The 17,954-nt window shown below is 48.5% G+C and carries 13 protein-coding genes and 1 CRISPR repeat array (1 of these 14 cut by a window edge); all 13 genes read left to right on the top strand.

Annotation, left to right across the window (positions count from 1 at the left end):
- Positions 1-40: direct repeats of the CRISPR family, unit length 24 nt; unit sequence CTTTCAATTCTTTTCGATTGTTTC; it reaches 918 nt to the left of the window's first position.
- Between the two features lie 387 nt (positions 41-427).
- The 13 genes from ACSU1N_RS07050 (at position 428) to ACSU1N_RS06990 (ending at position 17,952) form a co-directional block, all read left to right on the top strand.
- A complete protein-coding gene (locus ACSU1N_RS07050; protein WP_440059536.1) occupies positions 428-925 on the top strand; it encodes a winged helix-turn-helix domain-containing protein in 498 nt (165 codons plus the stop codon).
- Positions 925-2,322, top strand: coding sequence for an alpha-amylase (locus ACSU1N_RS07045; RefSeq protein WP_440059535.1), 1,398 nt, complete (start codon positions 925-927; stop codon positions 2,320-2,322). Before ACSU1N_RS07050 ends, ACSU1N_RS07045 begins: the two co-directional genes overlap by 1 nt.
- A gap of 75 nt (positions 2,323-2,397) precedes the next feature.
- Positions 2,398-3,939, top strand: a complete 1,542-nt coding sequence (locus ACSU1N_RS07040) for an alpha-amylase (RefSeq protein WP_440059534.1) — start codon at positions 2,398-2,400, stop codon at positions 3,937-3,939.
- Positions 3,940-3,941: 2 nt separating this feature from the next.
- Positions 3,942-5,867 carry an alpha-amylase/4-alpha-glucanotransferase domain-containing protein gene (locus ACSU1N_RS07035; RefSeq protein ID WP_440059533.1) on the top strand — a complete coding sequence of 642 codons (1,926 nt, stop codon included), beginning with the start codon at positions 3,942-3,944 and terminating at the stop codon, positions 5,865-5,867.
- A gap of 2 nt (positions 5,868-5,869) precedes the next feature.
- A complete protein-coding gene (locus ACSU1N_RS07030; RefSeq protein ID WP_440059532.1) occupies positions 5,870-7,459 on the top strand; it encodes a glycosyltransferase in 1,590 nt (529 codons plus the stop codon).
- Positions 7,452-9,332: a glycoside hydrolase family 57 protein gene (locus ACSU1N_RS07025; protein WP_440059531.1), complete on the top strand. Its 1,881-nt coding sequence runs from the start codon at positions 7,452-7,454 to the stop codon at positions 9,330-9,332. Before ACSU1N_RS07030 ends, ACSU1N_RS07025 begins: the two co-directional genes overlap by 8 nt.
- Positions 9,333-9,611: 279 nt before the next feature.
- Positions 9,612-10,562, top strand: coding sequence for a DHH family phosphoesterase (locus ACSU1N_RS07020; RefSeq protein WP_440059530.1), 951 nt, complete (start codon positions 9,612-9,614; stop codon positions 10,560-10,562).
- 105 nt (positions 10,563-10,667) lie between these two features.
- Positions 10,668-11,450 (top strand): hypothetical protein, encoded by a 783-nt coding sequence (locus ACSU1N_RS07015; RefSeq protein WP_440059529.1) that lies wholly within the window; start codon positions 10,668-10,670, stop codon positions 11,448-11,450.
- 108 nt (positions 11,451-11,558) lie between these two features.
- On the top strand, positions 11,559-12,275 hold the full coding sequence (sufC, locus tag ACSU1N_RS07010; protein ID WP_440059528.1) for a Fe-S cluster assembly ATPase SufC: 717 nt from the start codon (positions 11,559-11,561) through the stop codon (positions 12,273-12,275).
- 3 nt (positions 12,276-12,278) lie between these two features.
- Positions 12,279-13,682 carry a Fe-S cluster assembly protein SufB gene (gene sufB / locus ACSU1N_RS07005; protein WP_440059527.1) on the top strand — a complete coding sequence of 468 codons (1,404 nt, stop codon included), beginning with the start codon at positions 12,279-12,281 and terminating at the stop codon, positions 13,680-13,682.
- A complete protein-coding gene (locus ACSU1N_RS07000; protein WP_440059526.1) occupies positions 13,682-14,686 on the top strand; it encodes a SufD family Fe-S cluster assembly protein in 1,005 nt (334 codons plus the stop codon). The genes sufB and ACSU1N_RS07000 overlap by 1 nt, the downstream gene beginning before the upstream one ends.
- 127 nt (positions 14,687-14,813) lie before the next feature.
- Positions 14,814-15,542 (top strand): hypothetical protein, encoded by a 729-nt coding sequence (locus ACSU1N_RS06995; RefSeq protein ID WP_440059525.1) that lies wholly within the window; start codon positions 14,814-14,816, stop codon positions 15,540-15,542.
- A 58-nt stretch (positions 15,543-15,600) separates the two neighbouring features.
- A complete protein-coding gene (locus tag ACSU1N_RS06990) occupies positions 15,601-17,952 on the top strand; it encodes a xanthine dehydrogenase family protein molybdopterin-binding subunit (protein ID WP_440060301.1) in 2,352 nt (783 codons plus the stop codon).
- The last annotated feature ends 2 nt before the right edge of the window (positions 17,953-17,954 follow it).

Below are 17,954 nucleotides of genomic sequence, written 5' to 3'. Positions count from 1 at the left end.
TTCTATTCACTGTGAACTTTCAATTCTTTTCGATTGTTTCCGAGCTTGGTTCTTGATTTAGATATTTGAAGGGTTCCCGTATTTAAATTTTACGTTTTGCACTAGCCTTCTATCCCGAGGAAGTGATCATGAGGGGTGATCACCTCCTTCTGTGCTATGGTTTTAGACAAAATTCCTATGACCTACATGGGAAGATCCAGATTGATCAATCATTAAAGTGTCTAGTTAATTCATTACACCAAGCGATCTCCAATACACCCCTGATCCATTTTTGCCAACACGGGACCTAGGCAAAAATCCCATGTCCGACATGGGAATTTGTATAAAGGGTTTGTTCCGGGCTAGTTGTCTGCCTTGTGTTCGGGGGTGTTGTGTTGGGAAACGGTTATATTTTTGTAGTGATCTATATACGTGTAGGTGCAGGGGTTTGGGGAACTACTATTTGAGGATTATAGGGTTGGCTGACGAGAACGGTTTCTTGGATGCTTCGAGGGTTCAGGAGTCTCTCGGCCTCTCCTCGTCGAGCGTTAGGAAGTACCTTAGGATGCTGGAGAAGGAGGGGCTTGTAGAGAGGGTTGGTGGAGGGTTTAAGCTGACTGAGAAGGGTGCTAGGCTTAAGAAGACGCTGCAGTTAGTGAAGGAGAAGAAGGTTGCCGAACCATACTATGTGACAGAACCCGAGACAGGTAGAGCAATACCCCTTAGCTTCAGGGATTATAGGCAGCTCTACGCTATCATAGAATACCGGCTCGTAGACCCGGAGATCCTCGAGAAGCATCTTAGAATGGGTTATATAGCCCAATGGGCCCGGGCAGCCCTCGGCGACGAATACCTAGCCTACTTAATCGAGAGAGGAGAAGTTAAGAACCTTATCGACCTGAAGAACTATCTGAAGAACATGTTGAGCATTGTAGATGAAGAGTAATGGACAAAGAGTTCTGGGATAGGGCTCTAGGAACCCTTCTCGGAGAATACGTTACGAGAGCACGCTGGTGGCCGTGGAAAACAGGGGGTAGGAAGCCGGGTGTTGTTAAGAAGGCTGTTGGAGACGGGATACTCCACGTAAGGATCACAGACGGAGAGGAGGTCTACCAGGCTTCTTTCACATACGGGGAACCATCTAATCTGCCCGAGGAGAATATCGTTAGATTCGAAGGCAGGATGATCTACGAGGCGGAATACGATAAGAGATTCCTCAGCCTAGCCAAGACTATTGAAGGACTACACCTAGACTTCGTAGATGGGAGAGAGCCAAGGGTTCTAGACGCTAGACCCCTCACCCTAGAGTCGACTAATGCTCTAGCACTCCTCGAGACAGACGTAGGGAGGCTAGTTCTCAAAAGCTACAGGCTTGTACCGAGGGTTAATATCGAGGTAGAATGCTTGACAAAACTTAGGAGGGAGGGATATAGGAATACGCCACAGCTGAAAGGGGTTGTATACGAAGAAGGAGAGCCTATAGCTATTATAACAGGCTACGTTAAAGGATTCAACGATGCAGGCTACCCTTTCTACACCGAGCTACTTAAATGGCTCTCGGGGACTTCTACTACAGTGAACGTAGGGTTGTCTGCTAAACTAGGCGTTGTAGTAGGAGGCTTGCACAAAGCATTGAACAAACCCGGGGACCATGGCTTCTTCGGCCTCGAGCAGGTGGCTGATAGCGATATATCTAGGTGGGCTAGCAGGATCGAGAAAAGGGTTGAAACAGCCCTCGAGCTCTTCGACGCCTACTTATCAGCCGGAAGATTCCCTTGGCTAGAGTATTGGAGGAGCCTTTTCGAAGACAAGGCTCTACCAGTGGTAAGGGAAGCAGTATCCCAGCTAGACCTGTACTCTAAAGGGTTCAAGGCGAGAACCCACCAGGACCTCCACCTACTACAGATGATATACAACCAGGACGAGAACGAGTTCTATATTATCGATTTCGAAGGAGAACCGGGTAGAAGCCTCGAGGAGAGACTTGAGAAAGAGCCTCCTCTCAGAGACATAGCCTCGCTAGCTAGGAGCTTCCACTATCTTTCTTTCGCAGCCGTTATGAACGCTTACGGGAAGAGTATTGATGAGACTGCTAGAAGCCTCCTAGAGAATGACCCTTCAACAGCCTGGAGGGTTAGGCATTTGAAGTCAATGGTCTACTCCTACCTTGCTTCTACAGTACCTGGAGACCTACACGGATTCGGCCCTAGGCTACTGGAGAAAGTAGACGAATTCCTCAAGCCGTGGATAGTCGAGAGGGCGCTCTACGAGCTCGTATACGAGTTGAAATACAGGCCTGAGTGGGCTCCAATACCGCTCCTCGGTATTTTGAAAGGTTATTGAATCAGCTGTTTCAACCAATATTTTTTACCAAGCATCCCTATCCCTGATATCGTTGTTGAAACACGTGGTGAAAGTTTGCCAGATATAGTTTTCGTTTTCGAAGTCCACCAGCCCTACAGGCTTGCTAGAGACGTATACAGGAGGCTTGTCGAGAAAGCTCTGAGGGGCCGGCTCACCCTAGAGGATATCGAAGACGCTTTATTCGACCAGCCGCTCAACAAACTGGTTATGGAGAGAGCTGCTTCTAAATGCTACATACCTGCTACTCGGATAATACTCGAGAACGTGAAGAGGTTTAGCCAGGCGGATAAGAAGTTTAAAGTAGCATTCAGTCTCTCAGGGGTTTTCATCGAGCAAGCAAAGAAGTGGGCTCCACAGGTATTAGATTTGTTCAGGGAGCTGGCTGAGACAGGTCTCGTGGAATTCGTTGAGCAGACATACTACCATAGTATGGTCGCCTTCCTGGGTATACCGGGTAACGCCGAGCTCATCGAACAGGTCTTAGAGCACAGGAGGCTTATCGAGGAGGAGTTCGGGGTTAGGCCGAGCTCGATAGAGAACACCGAGTTCTCCTACAATAACGATATCGCAAGCCTATTCGCATCTATGGGCTACAGGGTTGTCTTGACTGAAGGGGTCGAGAGAGTCCTAGGCTGGAGGTCTCCGAACTACGTGTATAAAGCCTACGGGTCTGATATAAGGGTTTTGACAAGGAACTATAGGCTGAGCGACGACGTAGGATTCCGGTTCAGCGATAGGAACTGGGATCAGTATCCTCTAACAGCAGATAAATACGCTGCCTGGCTATCCGCAACACCTGGAGATGTAATACTTATAGCAGTAGACTACGAGACTTTCGGAGAGCACCACTGGCCTGAGACTGGGATACACGAATTCCTCAGGTGGCTTCCCGGCGAGATCCTTAAGTACTGGAACCTATCGTTCTCGACACCTAGCGAAGCAGCCGAGAAGTACCCTGCTAGAGACGTGATAGACATACCGCCCTGGGCTTCGATAAGCTGGGCTGACGAGAGGGATTTGAGCGCGTGGCTAGGCAATAGCATGCAGCAGTCTTCTGCGAGAGCACTCTACGACCTATACTTCTACGTTGAAGCCACTGGGGACCAGGGTTTGAAGAGGTTGTGGAAGCTCCTCACCATAAGCGACCACCTCTACTACCAGGCTACTAAATTCGGTAGCATCGGGGAGGTGCACGCGTATTTCTCACCTTACAAGAACGCTTCCGACGCTTACGCTCTATTCATGGAGGCGGTGGGAGTGCTATCGCTCCTAGTGAGCCAGAGGATTGAGAAAGACCCGGTGGGCTTCCTAGCAAGGTTTAAAACACCCCCTGAGAAAGCATTCTACTTCTACTCGCCACTAGGAGGCTACACGGGTCTGAAGGCTAGTAGCCTACCCGAGTTCAGAGAGGCTATTTGGAAGGTGCCTGACGACGTATTCGTCTACCATTTGAGGAGAGGGGACTACTCGGAGTGGTTTAGAAACGTCTTTATGCTACCAGGCCTAGCAGAAGAGATCGAGAGAGCCAGGGATCTAGGGGCTGACGAAGCACGTAAAGCTATTGACTCGGCTATTAGAAGGTACCTGGGAGGGTGAGTATGCCGGGCTACTTCGTATTCGCAATACACTTCCACCAGCCATGGGGGCAGTTGAAGAAGGTCTTAGACCGTATCTTCGAGAACAGCTACAAACTACTCCTTGATGTTTTCAGAGAATTCAGCGACCTGAAATACGTTATACATGTCAGCGGCCCACTACTGCTGTACGCTCAGGAGTACTACCCTGAGTGGCTGAACGGGCTGGCTAAGCTAGGCGAGTATGGTGTGGCAGAATTCTTAGCGGGAAGCTATGGAGAGGCGATACTACCAATCCTACCCAGCGGGGACAGAGACTTGCAGTTGAAGGAGTATTTGAGGCTCGCTGAGAAACTAATAGGGGTGAAGCCGAAAGGGGCCTGGCTACCCGAGAGGGTTTGGGAGCCTATTCTCGCAGAGCATTTTGCTAGGAACGGGATCGAGTACGTTCTGCTAGACGATTCGATCTACTATAAGACGAATAGGGCTGGTGGAGGCTCCCTCTACCCCTGGCTCACAGAAGAATCCGGGAGCAGGCTCAAGGTTTTCTTCATAGATACAGAGCTGAGATACGTCCTGCCATGGGAGGAGCCGGTCAGGGTAATAGACTTCATGAAGAGGAAGCTAACCGGCTTAGAGAACCCGGTGATAGTATGGGGTAGCGATGCTGAGAAATTCGGGGAGTGGAGGGATCCCGCCTGGGCTAGGTGGTGGCTGAGAGAGTTCCTGTCTAGGATGAGGTTTGAGAGAGATATTGTAATGGAGCATTTATCAGAGTACTTGAAGAAGCATGGGGTGAGAGGCCTAATCTACCTCCCGCCTGGTAGCTACGATAAAATGCTCGAGTGGAGCGGGGGCTTCTTCAGGAATTTCATTGTGAAATACGCTGAGGTAAACAATATGCATAAGAAGATGCTCAGAGTGAGGAGCAAGCTCGTGAGAGCAAATGTACCCGAGGATTCCGATGCGTGGAAAAAGTATATGCTAGCGCAGTGCAACGACGCCTACTGGCACGGTTTATTCGGAGGGGTATACCTATCGCATTTAAGACAGGCGATCTACGAGAGCTATATCTACGCTGAGAGAATTGCTGAGGAGGCTATAGGCTCTTTCAAAGACGGGAGAACGTATATCGGGCTAGAGGATTTCGACTACGACGGGCTTGACGAGGTCATTATCGAGAACAGGGATCTCAACATATACATCGACCCAGGGGACGGGGGGACAATATTCGAACTAGATGTGAAGAAGCCGGGTCTAGAGCATAACCTGCAGGATACTATGTCTAGGTATAGAGAGCCCTACCTCGAGAACATGCCGTTCAACCCGGACTGGTATAGGAGGGTTAGCGGTAGAATACACGTGTGGAGCATGGATACGGGTATAAACGACTGGATCTGGAATACCCCTTTCAAAGACTTGAGCGACCTAGCCCTGAAGAAACACTACGTATCGTATAGGAGTGAGGATAGCGTAGAGCTTACTGCGAGAGGAGGCTACTACGTCTTCGGGAATAGGATCGCTGAGCTAGAGGTATCGAAGAAGGTGAAAATCCTATCCAACGGGGTGCTAATAGACTATACTCTTAGAAACGTCTCCGGCGGGAGTGTAGTAGGAAAGCTTGGTATCGAATACCATATCGCCCCCAAGCTAGATAGGTTTAGCGATAGAGAGGTATTGTATAGGGTGGAAGGCGTTGAGAAAACGGTTAGAGAACAATATACGGGCTCTGCCAAGTCTGTCTCTATAAAGAGCCCTGTCTACCCCGATATAGTATTGTCGGCGGATAGAAGCGTAGAGATATGGGTCTCACCGCTGAATACTATTGCGAGGACTGAGAAAGGGCTGTTGGAGATGTTCCAGGGTCTCGCAGTACAGTTCCTCGAAGGTATCGAGTTGAAGCAAGGGGATGAGAAAAGGCTTTCTATTAGATTAGAGATTGCGTGGTAGTATTGCTATCCTGGATACTTACATTCGAGACCAGGACGGTTAGGAAAGTAGGGGGCCTGGCGGAGGTACCCCCCTCACTAGCCAGGTATATCAGCAAATACGGTTGGAAGAGTATTCTTGTAACCCCATCGCACGGGCAGAGGGTCGACGGGGGTGTCGAGCTAGAAGCTGTCGTAGAGGGCTCTAAGTATGTTGTATACACAGCTGAGCTCGAAGGGGTTAAGCACTACATCGTCGACGGAGGAGTATTCTCGGATCCAGACGTCTACGGGGGCAACCTAGGCTTTAAGGCTATTGTTTTTGCTAAGATAGTTAGAGAATTGTTCGAGAAAGCAGTTTACGAGGGCACGGCTCCCGACGTAGTTCATGCTAACGACTGGCACTCTGGCATCTCTCTAATTGCTCTGAACAGCCTCAGCCTCAAGCTCGGCGTAGGCGTAAGCCTCGTCTACCATATACACCTGCTTTCGAGAACCTGGTTTAGCAGGAGTGATTTAGAGAGTGTTCTAGCAGGTAGTGTCGTGAGAGGAGTATATGGGCTGAAGCCTTTCGCCTACTACTACGATATCTCGTCAGGCTTCGTAGATAGGCTTGTACCGCTAGTATCGGATAAGACGATAACAGTGAGCCTTGACTACGCTAAGACTGTTGAGAGATTCGTCGGGCTCGCCCACGGCATAAGGGTTGGTGTAGTAGAGAATGCTTCTACATGGTCGTTTGATGAAGTAGTAAAGCTGAGCTCTATACTAGTAGGGTCGCCAGGGGAACCGTCTAGGAGGCTTGTGAGGGAAAAGCTTTTGAAAACCCTGTGCAAGGAGAGGGTTTCATCTCTAGATGCCTCTTCGATAGAAACCTTGAGGAGGCTAGGGCTGGATGTTGAGAAGGATTTATGGCACCAGTGTTTCGAAGAGGACGGAGACCTTGTCTTGTTCACAGGCAGGGTTTCGAAGCAGAAGGGTATTGACGTACTGCTAGCATCCTTGGAGAAAGCGGTAGCTAGAAACCCCGACCTTAGGATTCTCTTAATGGTTATACCAGTCCCGGGATCCGAGAAGATCCTTGAGAAAATCGTATACCACCTAGGGGTTTTCAAGCGGAATCTTAAAGCTGTATTCGGCCATGTCGATAAGAGAATATACCTCCCGGCACACTACGCTTCTAGGGCATATATTGCCCCAAGCCTCTACGAGCCCTTCGGCCTAGTAGCCCTGGAGGCTATGGCTTCCGGCACGCCTGTTGTAGCGAGTAATACCGGAGGGTTTAAGACAACAGTCCTTGACGCTAGAGTCTACGGGGTAAAGGGTACAGGGGTCCTGGTCGAACCAGGCTCTGTAGACGAGTTGGCTTCTTATATGAGCGATACCGCATACCTGATGAGGCTTGAGGAAGTCGAGGAGGATAGGGTTGCCCGGATGATCGCCGAGTCTATAACCGACCCGGCTCTAAGAAAGATAGCAGGCCTAGGCTCGAAAGCCCCTCTATCTTTAAGAGGATCGTGCGTTGATAGATCAAAGGGTTTCACCTGGGACAAGTCGGCTTTAAAACTCTCGCTTGTTTACAAGCCGGGTGGAACAGGTGTTTTAAATGTCTAGCATAGTCCCTTTTAAGCATTTCAACGGTGTTGAATCCTATTTAGTCCTCGACAAGCCGATTTATAAACCGGGTAGCGAGGCTAGGGCACATATCTTGCTAGATAACAAAGGCGGGGATAAAGCGCTGAGAGTGAGAATAGTAGACTGGAGGAATAACACTATCTTCGACAAGAATATTAGTGTTAAATCCGGGGACAAAATCGTAGAAGTAGCCTCCTTCGGAGTTCCTGGCGAGAGAGGCGTCTACAAGCTTAGGCTGTACCTGGATTCGACACCTATAGACGAGGTCTCTTTCATAATAGGAGATGTGCGTGATAGGAGACCGCTTAGATTAGCTTTCGTCTGGCACAACCATCAGGCTCCTAACTACGGGCCTGACGGTAGGATCCACTCTGATTGGGCTTTCATATACGTCTACAAGGATATATTGAAACCCTACGGTTACGGTCCATACCACTACCATACTGTGCTACTAGATAAACACGATAGCTACAAGGCAACGTATAATCTAAGCCCTAGCCTACTCTACCAGTGGAGTATGGCTTTAGAAGGCAGAGCTGTCTACCAGGATGGCAGGTCCATCGATAAAAACGGGTTTGAAGCTAAGATGATAGGAGAGACGCTTTCTAAATACAGCGACTACTTGAAACAGGGGCGGATAGATGTTCTTACAAGCGTCTACGCTCATACCATACTCGGATTCCTAACCGATATAGCTGGTTTAACCGATATCGTAAGCGATGAGATCGCCTACGGTAAAAACGTTTCCAAGCAGATCCTAGGCTCCTACGAACCAGAAGGCTTCTGGACTCCTGAAATGGCTTTCTCAATGAAGCTTGTAAAACTCCTCCAGGATAATGGTTTAGAGTACACGGTACTAGACGATAGAAACCATTTCTACTATGCTGAAGGCGAGAAGGCTACTCCTTACGAACCGTATATAGTCATGGATCCTTCAACCAGGAGCCATATACAAGTATTCTTCAGAGACAGCTATTTAAGCAATGTACTGAGCTTCCAGAACAATTTCGTCTCAGAATACCATGCCTGGAGGAATGCTTTCGAATTCTCCTATATGGTAGCATCAAAATGGTTTGATAAAAGCGTTAGATTACTAACCCTCGCGCTAGACGGAGAGAACTGGATGGTTTTCTCGAAGAACCCGCCACTTACAGCTTATTTCATAGATAAAGTCATCCTATACCTGGAGGCTCTATCAGACTACGGCTTTATTAGTCTCACACATCTCAGGGAAGCTATCGAAGAGATCCCGGCGAGGAGAGTACTATACAATATCCCGACTAATTCATGGCTCGGCTCTTTCAGGAAGTGGAGGGGTGAGGTAGCTGAGCACGAGAAGTACTGGGCTAGGATATCGGAGATAGTCGGGTTGCTTAGAGCCTACGAGGCTATGATTAAGGGGAGGGATGAGTACAGTAACCAGGCTAGGTGGGCTCTATGGCACGCACTAGATAGCGACTACTGGTGGGCCGAGTTCTGGTCTCCGAAGGTCATAGACGCATGGGTAGCGACAGCTAGCAGGATACTATCAGAGAGGCTGTCAGGTGTTAAAATCGTTGATCTGAAAACGCCTGGGGAAATACCTGTTAACACAGAGTGCGATATTAATGTAGAAATTGAAAACGGGTTGAATAGAGAGGTCAGCGTAGCTGTTGTCTTATCATCATGGTGCTTCGAAACCACGCAGCAAAACCTTAGCGAGGTCTCTATTAAACCAAGGTCTGTAGCAAACGTGTTGTTTAAGGCTAAGCCGACGAAAATAGGCGAGTGCCCTGTTAGCGTCATACTCATAAGCGGTGAGAGGATTATATCATCCTACACTAGGAACGTTTACGTATCTAGCCGTATATAGTATTGTAGCTTGATAATAGTCGCGATAAAACTGTAAATACTTAAATATGTGTAGTATACTATCCACCAGGAGTGTGCAACCCGGTTGCGTCAAACCATAAGGTCACTAATATATCCTGGTAAGAAGCCTATTAAACAGCAACCTAGTAGGGAAGCCTCTTACGCTGAGAATATTGGCTTATACCGCCTTCCCGTGTTTCCAATAATTTGTCGAATAACAAAATATATAGTTTTATTTTCTGTTACCCTATAATTACTTGGGTTAGAGTGGCGGATGCTAATGGGCTATAACACGGTGACGATAACACACTGGGATATCGACGGTCTGGCTTCAGCTGCTATACTATACTTCAAGCTTAAACCTACTAGGCAGATCCTTGCATCTGTAACGTCCGTACACAAGTACCTGCTAGAATTAATATCGTCTAATAGACCTCCTAGCGAGATATGGATTGCTGATTTAAATCCCCAGACGAATAATATAGACGCCCTGCTTGCGGCTTTAGAGGAAGCCAGGAGGAAGAAGGTTAGAATATACTGGATCGACCACCACGAGTGGGATAGCAGGGTCTATAGGGTTCTCGCCGAATTCGAGAATACCCTATCCTATATTGTAGACCCTAACTACACAGCGGCAGACCTCGTAGCTAGCAAGCTAGGTCTTAAAGAAGACTCTTTCGTAGGAGAATTGATCAAGCTCTCATACGACGACGATTTCTTCGAGAACAAATACGAGCTAACAAAGGTCTGGAGAAGGGTTTTGAGATGGTATGGCTGGGAGGTCAGGTACAAGGCTCTAGAATCGCTTAAAAACAGGGATATAGCCCCTCCTTGGATGATAGAATTGTATAAGAGAGAGGTTTCGATAGTATATGAAAACCTCATCCGGGAAGCGATTGCTAGAATGGATATTATCGATAGAGAGGGCTTCAGGATAATAGTATTCCCTGACGCAGACCCGAGAATACACCCCGGCGAGATAATCGAGGTTGCTGAAAAGAATGGTTTGAGAGCACACGTATACATCGTAAGGTATCCGAGGGGTACGAGCCTTAGAAGCGACTACATAGATGTCTCATCTATTGCTAGAGAACTCGGAGGAGGAGGGCATTTGAGGGCTGCTGGAATACCCGGTAGAGTCGATATAGAGGCTATACTCAGTAAGTTACTAGAGAAGTTCTCGCAAGCCAGGGCTTTCTCCGGCAGCGTTCAGGGAAATGTATTCGCCTAATACCCTTCACCGGAAACGCTTCCTAATTATCTTATACCCTATACTCGGCTAAGGTTAATAATACCGAGGCAACAAAAATATACTGTGAAATTAAGAGGATAATCTATGCCTCTTGAAATAAACGTCGGTTCGCCTTTGATCGATCAGGAGTGTGTTAAAAGCCTTTTCTCCGATATCTGCGAGCTGCTTAAAATGGTGTACATAGTAGAGAGCTGCGAGTACAGCGGTGATCTACTTAAGTTATCGTTCTCGGAGGAATCGTTGAAGGCCAGGTTTGTATACCACTTCGTCGAGAAAAACCCTTCAAGGATCGTTATAAGCCTGGATTATATTGAAGAAGGCAGGCCTAAGGCTGCAATACCCGAGTTCTGGCTCTCTCTCGAAGGGGGAAGGCTCATAGTCGACTACAGGCTTGAAGCAGGATTGATGCTTAGAAGCCGTATAGCTAGATCTCTCGAGCTGGGTTTTAAAAGCCTTGAGAAAACCCTGTCTATCGTATGCAGGCAGAAAGCGAAGGAAGAGGTTAAGGAGGAGAAGCCTCCTGCTATTCCAAGAGCTGAGCCGGTTAAGAGCGTGGAGAAACCTGTTGAAACGCCTAGGCCCCCGCCGGCACCAACCCCTTCTAGGCTCGAGTACGATCTATCCGATCCTAGGCTTAGAGCAAACCTCTTGAAGAAATCCAGCGGGTTTAAAATACTGGACCCAGGCGTTGAGCTAGGGGGGCTTGTTAGGAGGGAGTTGGGTAGCGGTTCATGGCTGTTAGTAGAGACCTTCCCAGGCGGTAGAAAATACATGCTCTACGTCGACGGGATATTGAAAGGTCTTTACTGCGAGAACGTATGCGAGGGCTCTGTACTCGTTAGGATCGCTTACAGTATTGTTCTTTAGCCTAGTGGGAACGGGTTGTTTTAAAACCGGATAATCCCCCCTATGCTCCCACCAAGTTTATTAGGTTAGGTTAATATAACACTAATACGAAACTAGCTGGGTGTGCTTATGCTCGAGTTGTCTAAGGTATCTGTCGAAGTAGCCGGTAAGGTTATTGTACGGGATGTTTCTTTCAGAATAGGGAGGGGCGAGCTATTTGCTCTAATGGGTCCTAACGGCAGCGGTAAGACTACGCTAGCCTACGCTATAATGGGCCACCCAGGCTATAGGGTTGTAGAAGGCAGGGTGGTTTTCGAGAATACCGATATAACCAAAACCCCTCCCTACGAGAGAGCTAGGATGGGAATCTTCCTATTCTTCCAGAACCCGGTGGAGGTTAGAGGAGTATCGTTAAGAGACCTGGCTAGGCACCTCTCCAGGCTCGCAGGTGGTGGGGTAGGAAATATCGATAGCGTCCTTGAAGAAGAAGCGAAGAATATAGGGTTGAGGAGAGAGCTTTTAGACAGGGGTTTAAACGAGGGTTTCTCGGGTGGGGAGAAGAAGAGGAGCGAGCTGCTCCAGTCCATCCTCTTGAAACCTAAATGCCTCATCTTAGACGAACCCGATAGCGGGATGGACGTTGAAGGAGTTAGGCTGTTAACCGACTATATTAGGAAGAGTCTCGACGAAGGTAAGTGCATCCTCCTGGTAACCCATTACCCAGCTCTCCTCAACGAGATAGAGCCTACGAGAGTCCTCGTCCTGAATAAGGGTAGGATTGTCGCAGAAGGCGGTGTCGAGCTAGCGGAGAAGATTGCTAGAGAAGGCTATTCGTGGCTGGTGTAGGTTATGGGCGTGGATTTCACAATGCTGGAAACCCTGGAGCTAGATAGTGTTAGATACGAGAGCAAGCTGGAGATAAGGGGAAGGATTAGCAGGAGTCTTGTCGAAGAGATTAGCAGAGTTAAGAAAGAACCGGACTGGATGAGGAGGCTTAGGCTGAGGGCTCTAGAGTTCTTTGAGAAAGCCGAGCCTCCTAGATGGTTGCCATATATAAGCGTAATAGACTTAGACGAGATCGCGACTCTATACTCGAAACCCGACATCGAGAAGGTTGGAAGCTGGGATGAGCTACCGGAGGATCTAAGGAGGGTATATGAGAAGCTGAAGCTACCCGAGGCCTATGCGAAATTCCTAGCCGGTCTCGCGACAGTGTTAGATAGCGAGAGCGTTTTCGTAGCTTTGAAAGACTATCTTAGGAAAACCGGTGTTGTAATGATGCCTATGGAGGAAGCTGTAGCGAAAATACCAGACCTCGTGAAACAATATTTCTCGAGGGTATTCCCATATACGGACCATAAATTCGCGGCTTTACACTACGCTCTATGGAGTGGGGGAGTCTTCGTATACGTGCCTAGAGGGGTTAGGGTAGCCTACCCAGTAGAAGCCTTCTTCATCGTAGGTAAAGAGCTAGAGGGCCAGTTCGAGCATACAGTGGTTGTCGCAGACGAAGGTAGCGAGATCGTTTTCATAGAGGGCTGTAGCGCCCCTAGACTTAGGAGGGAGAGCTTCCACGATGGTATGGTTGAACTCTACGCCCACAGGAATTCCAAGCTCTCGTTCCTAACAGTCCAGAACTGGAGTAAGAATATAGTGAACTTTAATAACAAGAGGGGTATTGCGGAAGAAAACGCGGTTATAGAATGGGTTGAAGGAAGTATTGGTAGCAAGATAACTGTAACATATCCTTCTACAATACTTAGAGGAGCCGGTTCCAAGACTACTTCAACACTCTTCAGCATTAGCAGAGGAAGCGTGGTTAAAGACACGGGTTCTAAAGTGATCCACGCAGCCCCTAATACCTCGAGTAGGATAGTCTCTAAGAGTGTTTCAGCCGACGGGGGCTTGAATGTATACAGGGGCCTAGTACAGATTAATAAAGGGGCTAGTAACTCGGTTAGCTACGTTGAGTGCCAGAGCCTTATACTAGATGAGAAGAGCAGGTCGTATACTTACCCTATAGTGCATATACTCGAGGAGGACTCTAGTATCGGGCACGAAGCGTCTACGGTAAGGCTCGACGAGAACCAGATCTTCTACCTGATGTCTCGAGGCTTTACGAGGAACGAGGCTGTTTCAACGGTGATCACCGGTTTCGTAAGAGACGTGCTAGCTAAACTCCCGTTCGAATTCGCGAGCATGCTCAAGAGGGTTCTCGAGATCGAGTTCGAGGAGTTGGGTGGTGTAGGGTGATGCAGGAGCTTGTGGTTGCCGGCGACTCGCCTACTATCAAGCACTACATTGAACCAAGGCAGTTTTCAGACGCTCTACTGAAGTATCCGATCGAGGATGTATTAATTACTATACGGGATGGGGGTTCGGTGTCTAAATCTTCTACGCTACCGGAGTATCAGGGAGGATGCGTGTCATTGTTCTGTGCAATACACTCTAAGATACCGCGCTCTACTTGGCTTATAACATTAGAAGAGGATGCTAGTGTCATACCGATTCACGTAGCAGGCGGTAGCGGTTTCTCTGCTTCAGATATCATTATAGAGACCAGGGGAAGTAGGATTCATGTCATAGATTTTAGCATAGAGTCGAGCGGGCCTCTGAGCCTGAGAATATACTTAAAGAGGGATAAACCATCTAATACAATGCTCGTTTTCAGATTGAGCAGGGGCCCCGTAAGCTACCTTGGGGTAGTAGACGATTACCTAGGCTACGAGGCTAGGAGAGTAGTTCTAGTCGACTCGCAGAGAACCCTTAGAGTAGACGAGGTTTTAAAGGCGTCTTCTACAAATTTGACTCATAAGATTATTACAATAGTCCGCGACAACTCGACTCTCGACTACTACCTTCGTGTCGAAACAGGAGGGTCTAGCCCTTCTGTTAAGATCCATCATTTACTACTCGCTTTAGAAGGCTCTACGGGCGTAGCCAGAGGTGTTGTTAGGATCAGGGAAGATGCGGGCGATGCTACTGCGGTCTACGGTATCGACTCTGTGCAGCTGGGGGGAAATGCCTTCATGCAGCCTTCTCTCGAAGTATCTTCGAACAAGGTGTTAGAGGGTAGGCACTACGCTAGGAACCTCAGGCTATCCCCGGAGCAGGGCTTCTACCTCGCTTCGAGAGGTCTGGATGAGAAGCAAGCCTATAGGCTGCTAGTAGAATCGCTTGCTAGATACACAGTAGGAGATAAGGAGTTAGAAGACCGTATACTAGACTATCTCAAACCGATCTTACAATACTTATGAGCCTATGCCCATAACAAACTGTCTCTAACAGTTATATTTTTAACAGGGTTTTTGATTTAAATATTTAACTCAAATATCAATATTAGGAGAATGAGTAGATGCAAATAATAGTATATGATGTTCGGAGATGAAGGTTCAGATAGATCTAAGTAACTGTCCGCCGACTTTCCTCGACGAGCTATTGCTAGACCCATGCTTGTTCTTAAGCAATATACCTGTTGTCTTAAACTGTAGTATGGAAAAGGAGAAGCTGGTCGTGGGGTTTAGGAAACCCGTTGAACACTCTATACAATATAATCTAGTCACCGGGATAAAAGGGTGGGCGCTCTACTTCGAGAAGATAATCGAGGGTAAGCCGGGAGCCTACCTTAGCCTACTAGCCCTACTGTACCTAGGGGGCTCGTTTTTCAGAGTCGAATTCGAAACCTCGGGCAGGCTCTTTGCGAGGAAGAGTCTCCTGAGAGATTATGCTACGTTATTCGAAAGCTACAACTCGCTAGCCGGGGAAAGATGTAGGAAAATCACTGTTTCAACCTCTCTTACTATCCCTAAGCCTGTCGGTAAACCGAAGAAACCCTTCTGGGAGGGGCTACCGGAGAAAATAGATACAGACCTCTCGCTCACCCTCGTGAGGGCTTCTCTCCTCAGGGATATTGAGAAAACCTATGTGACAGACGGTGTACCCTACTCGGATTACTTCGCCCATATCATCAGCAAGGGGAAGTATATGGTTGTAATAGTGTATACCGGGGGTAGAGAATACCTGTTTATCTCCGACGGTGTTATTAGAGGAAGGTATCTCGAAGGGGCTAGAGGGGTTGTAGTGCACACAATAGTATACAAGCTGAAGGGTTAATCAAAGGTTTAAATACTATAGCCTGCTCTAAAATAATTCGAGGGGCTTTTCTTTGTCTATGGAAGACCCCTACGAGATCCTCGAGAAATACTTGTCCGCACAAACATATATCGTTGTCGGGAAAGGGGTGACAAGGGTTGACGCTCTGGATAAGGCTTTAGGCAATGCTTTATTCACCGAAGACTATTATGTGAGATACTTCTACAATAACGCTCTATTCGTGAAACAGGTTCTAAGCCCGTACCCGCACGCCCGTATAAAATCGATCAATACGCGGGAAGCCCTATCCATTCCGGGCGTTAAAACAGTCGTAACATCCAGAGATATACCGGGCGTGAACCAGGTCGGCTACGCGCTACCAGACCAGCCTCTCCTCGCGGAGGGCAAGGTTAGGTACGTAGGCGAGGTCGTAGCGCTTGTAGCTGCTGAAAGTTGGGATAAAGCTATAGAGGCTGCTGGGAAGATAGAGGTTGAATACGAGCCTCTCCCCTACATCCTAGACCCGTTGGAAGCTATGTCTAAGACGGATGTTTTGATACACGAGGAAGCGGGTTCTAATATAGCTTTTAGAACAAGGGTTAGGAAAGGCGATGTAGATAAAGGATTCGGGGAAGCAGATGTAGTTGTCGAGAACGAGTATAGGACCCACCACCAGGAGCACGCATATCTTGAGACGGAAGCAGCGATCGCTTTACCGGATTCCGAAGGGAGGATTACAATAATTGGGGCAGCCCAGCACCCGCATCTTGCGAGGGATATTACTGCAAGAGTCCTCGGGATTCCTTCCAGCAGGGTTAAAGTAGTAGTACCTTATCTCGGAGGAGGCTTCGGCGGGAAAGACGACGAGGGCCCTCTGACAATAGCTAAAGCCGCTCTCGTAGCATATCTGACGAAACGCCCTGCGTTCATAATATACTCGAGGGAAGAATCCATCAAGATACATCCTAAGAGGGAGGCTACTGTAATAAGGTATAAGAGCGGTGCCAGCAGGGACGGGAGGCTTACAGCTATAGATGTCACTATAATCCACGATACCGGGGCCTATGCTAACAGAGCACCCTTCATACTATGGAGGGCTACGATGCACGCATCCGGCCCCTACGAAGTGCCTAACGCTAGGGTAGACGGGTACGCTGTCTACACTAACAAGGTCTACCAGGGTTCTTTCAGAGGCTTCGGCAACCCAAGTATCCAGTTCGCTGTGGAGAGGCAAATGGATCTCCTAGCAGAGAAACTCGGCTTAGACCCCGTGGAATTCAGGCTAATAAATATTCTGAAGCCTGGCTCGAAGACGTTGACAAACCAGGTTCTAGACCATTCAGTAGGCGTAGGAGAGGCTCTGAAACTTGTCGCAGAGAAATCAGAGTGGAGAGCTAGGAGGAGGGAGTACGAGGAGTTTAACAAGCAGAGTACCAGAGTGAAGAAAGGCATAGGCGTCGCAGTAGCATGGCATGGGATTAGCACTTCTAGAGGCGTCCCCGACTGGTCTAATGCTATCGTTAAAGTCGAGAAAGACGGTTCGGTAACGGTTTTCACTGGAATTGTAGAGATGGGGCAGGGTAGCCCTACTAGCTCCCACGTCCAGATCGTCTCGGAAATCCTCGGCGTACCCCCGGAGATGGTGAGGATCGTCTTTGGGACTACTGAAGCACCGGATACTGGCGCCACCCACGCCTCGAGGGGTACTGGGATAGGAGGGATCGGTATCGAGGTTGCTGCTGGTAGGATTAGGGAGAGGCTTGCCAGGCTCGCTTCAGACATACTGGGTACGACACCGGATAATATTGAATTCAGGGATGGGAGAGTCTACGATAAGAGTAACCCGGATAGGAGTATTAAATGGATCGACCTAGTCAGAGAGGCCTATGCCAGGGGGATAGAGTTATCTGCTACAGGCTACTTCTTCCTGCCCAAAGGTAAATTCGACGACTCGGTAGGCCAGGGCTTCGCGTATCCAGCGTTCAGCTATATAGCTATCATCTCCGAGGTCGAAGTAGATACTGAGACAGGCCTGGTTAGAGTACTCAGGGTTTGGCCGGCTCTAGCCTCGGGGAGGATTATCAACCCCCAGCAGGTGGAAGGCCAGGTTGAAGGAGCGGCTGTACAAGGCATGGGGTATGCTCTCTTCGAGAGACTCGTATTCGACGAGAAGGGTGGAATCGTCAATGCTGACCTCACAGACTATGTCATACCCTCCTCGCTGGATGTACCAGTGGTTGAGAAACCGGTTTACGTCGAAGACGTTTACAAGTATGGTGCTTTCGGTGCGAAGGGTGTGGGTGAGATGGCTCTAATACCTATCCCGGCTTCGATAGCGAATGCTGTATCACACGCGTTGAAAGCTAATGTAACAAAACTACCAATCACACCCGAATATGTCCTCGAGCTACTAGGCGTCTCAGGGAGGTGATT

This window comes from Thermogladius sp. 4427co (genome assembly GCF_051933805.1).
Taxonomy (GTDB): domain Archaea; phylum Thermoproteota; class Thermoprotei_A; order Sulfolobales; family Desulfurococcaceae; genus Thermogladius.
Note: the sequence above shows the minus strand (reverse complement) of the source record. Positions and strands in the feature narration are given on the sequence as shown.

Coding starts and splice junctions, on each gene's coding strand:
- ACSU1N_RS06990 (WP_440060301.1), top strand. CDS start 15,601: ATGGAAGACCCCTACGAGATCCTCGAGAAATACTTGTCCGCACAAACA.
- ACSU1N_RS07025 (WP_440059531.1), top strand. CDS start 7,452: ATGTCTAGCATAGTCCCTTTTAAGCATTTCAACGGTGTTGAATCCTAT.
- sufB (WP_440059527.1), top strand. CDS start 12,279: ATGGGCGTGGATTTCACAATGCTGGAAACCCTGGAGCTAGATAGTGTT.
- sufC (WP_440059528.1), top strand. CDS start 11,559: ATGCTCGAGTTGTCTAAGGTATCTGTCGAAGTAGCCGGTAAGGTTATT.
- ACSU1N_RS07020 (WP_440059530.1), top strand. CDS start 9,612: ATGGGCTATAACACGGTGACGATAACACACTGGGATATCGACGGTCTG.
- ACSU1N_RS07035 (WP_440059533.1), top strand. CDS start 3,942: ATGCCGGGCTACTTCGTATTCGCAATACACTTCCACCAGCCATGGGGG.
- ACSU1N_RS07000 (WP_440059526.1), top strand. CDS start 13,682: ATGCAGGAGCTTGTGGTTGCCGGCGACTCGCCTACTATCAAGCACTAC.
- ACSU1N_RS07015 (WP_440059529.1), top strand. CDS start 10,668: ATGCCTCTTGAAATAAACGTCGGTTCGCCTTTGATCGATCAGGAGTGT.
- ACSU1N_RS07045 (WP_440059535.1), top strand. CDS start 925: ATGGACAAAGAGTTCTGGGATAGGGCTCTAGGAACCCTTCTCGGAGAA.
- ACSU1N_RS06995 (WP_440059525.1), top strand. CDS start 14,814: ATGAAGGTTCAGATAGATCTAAGTAACTGTCCGCCGACTTTCCTCGAC.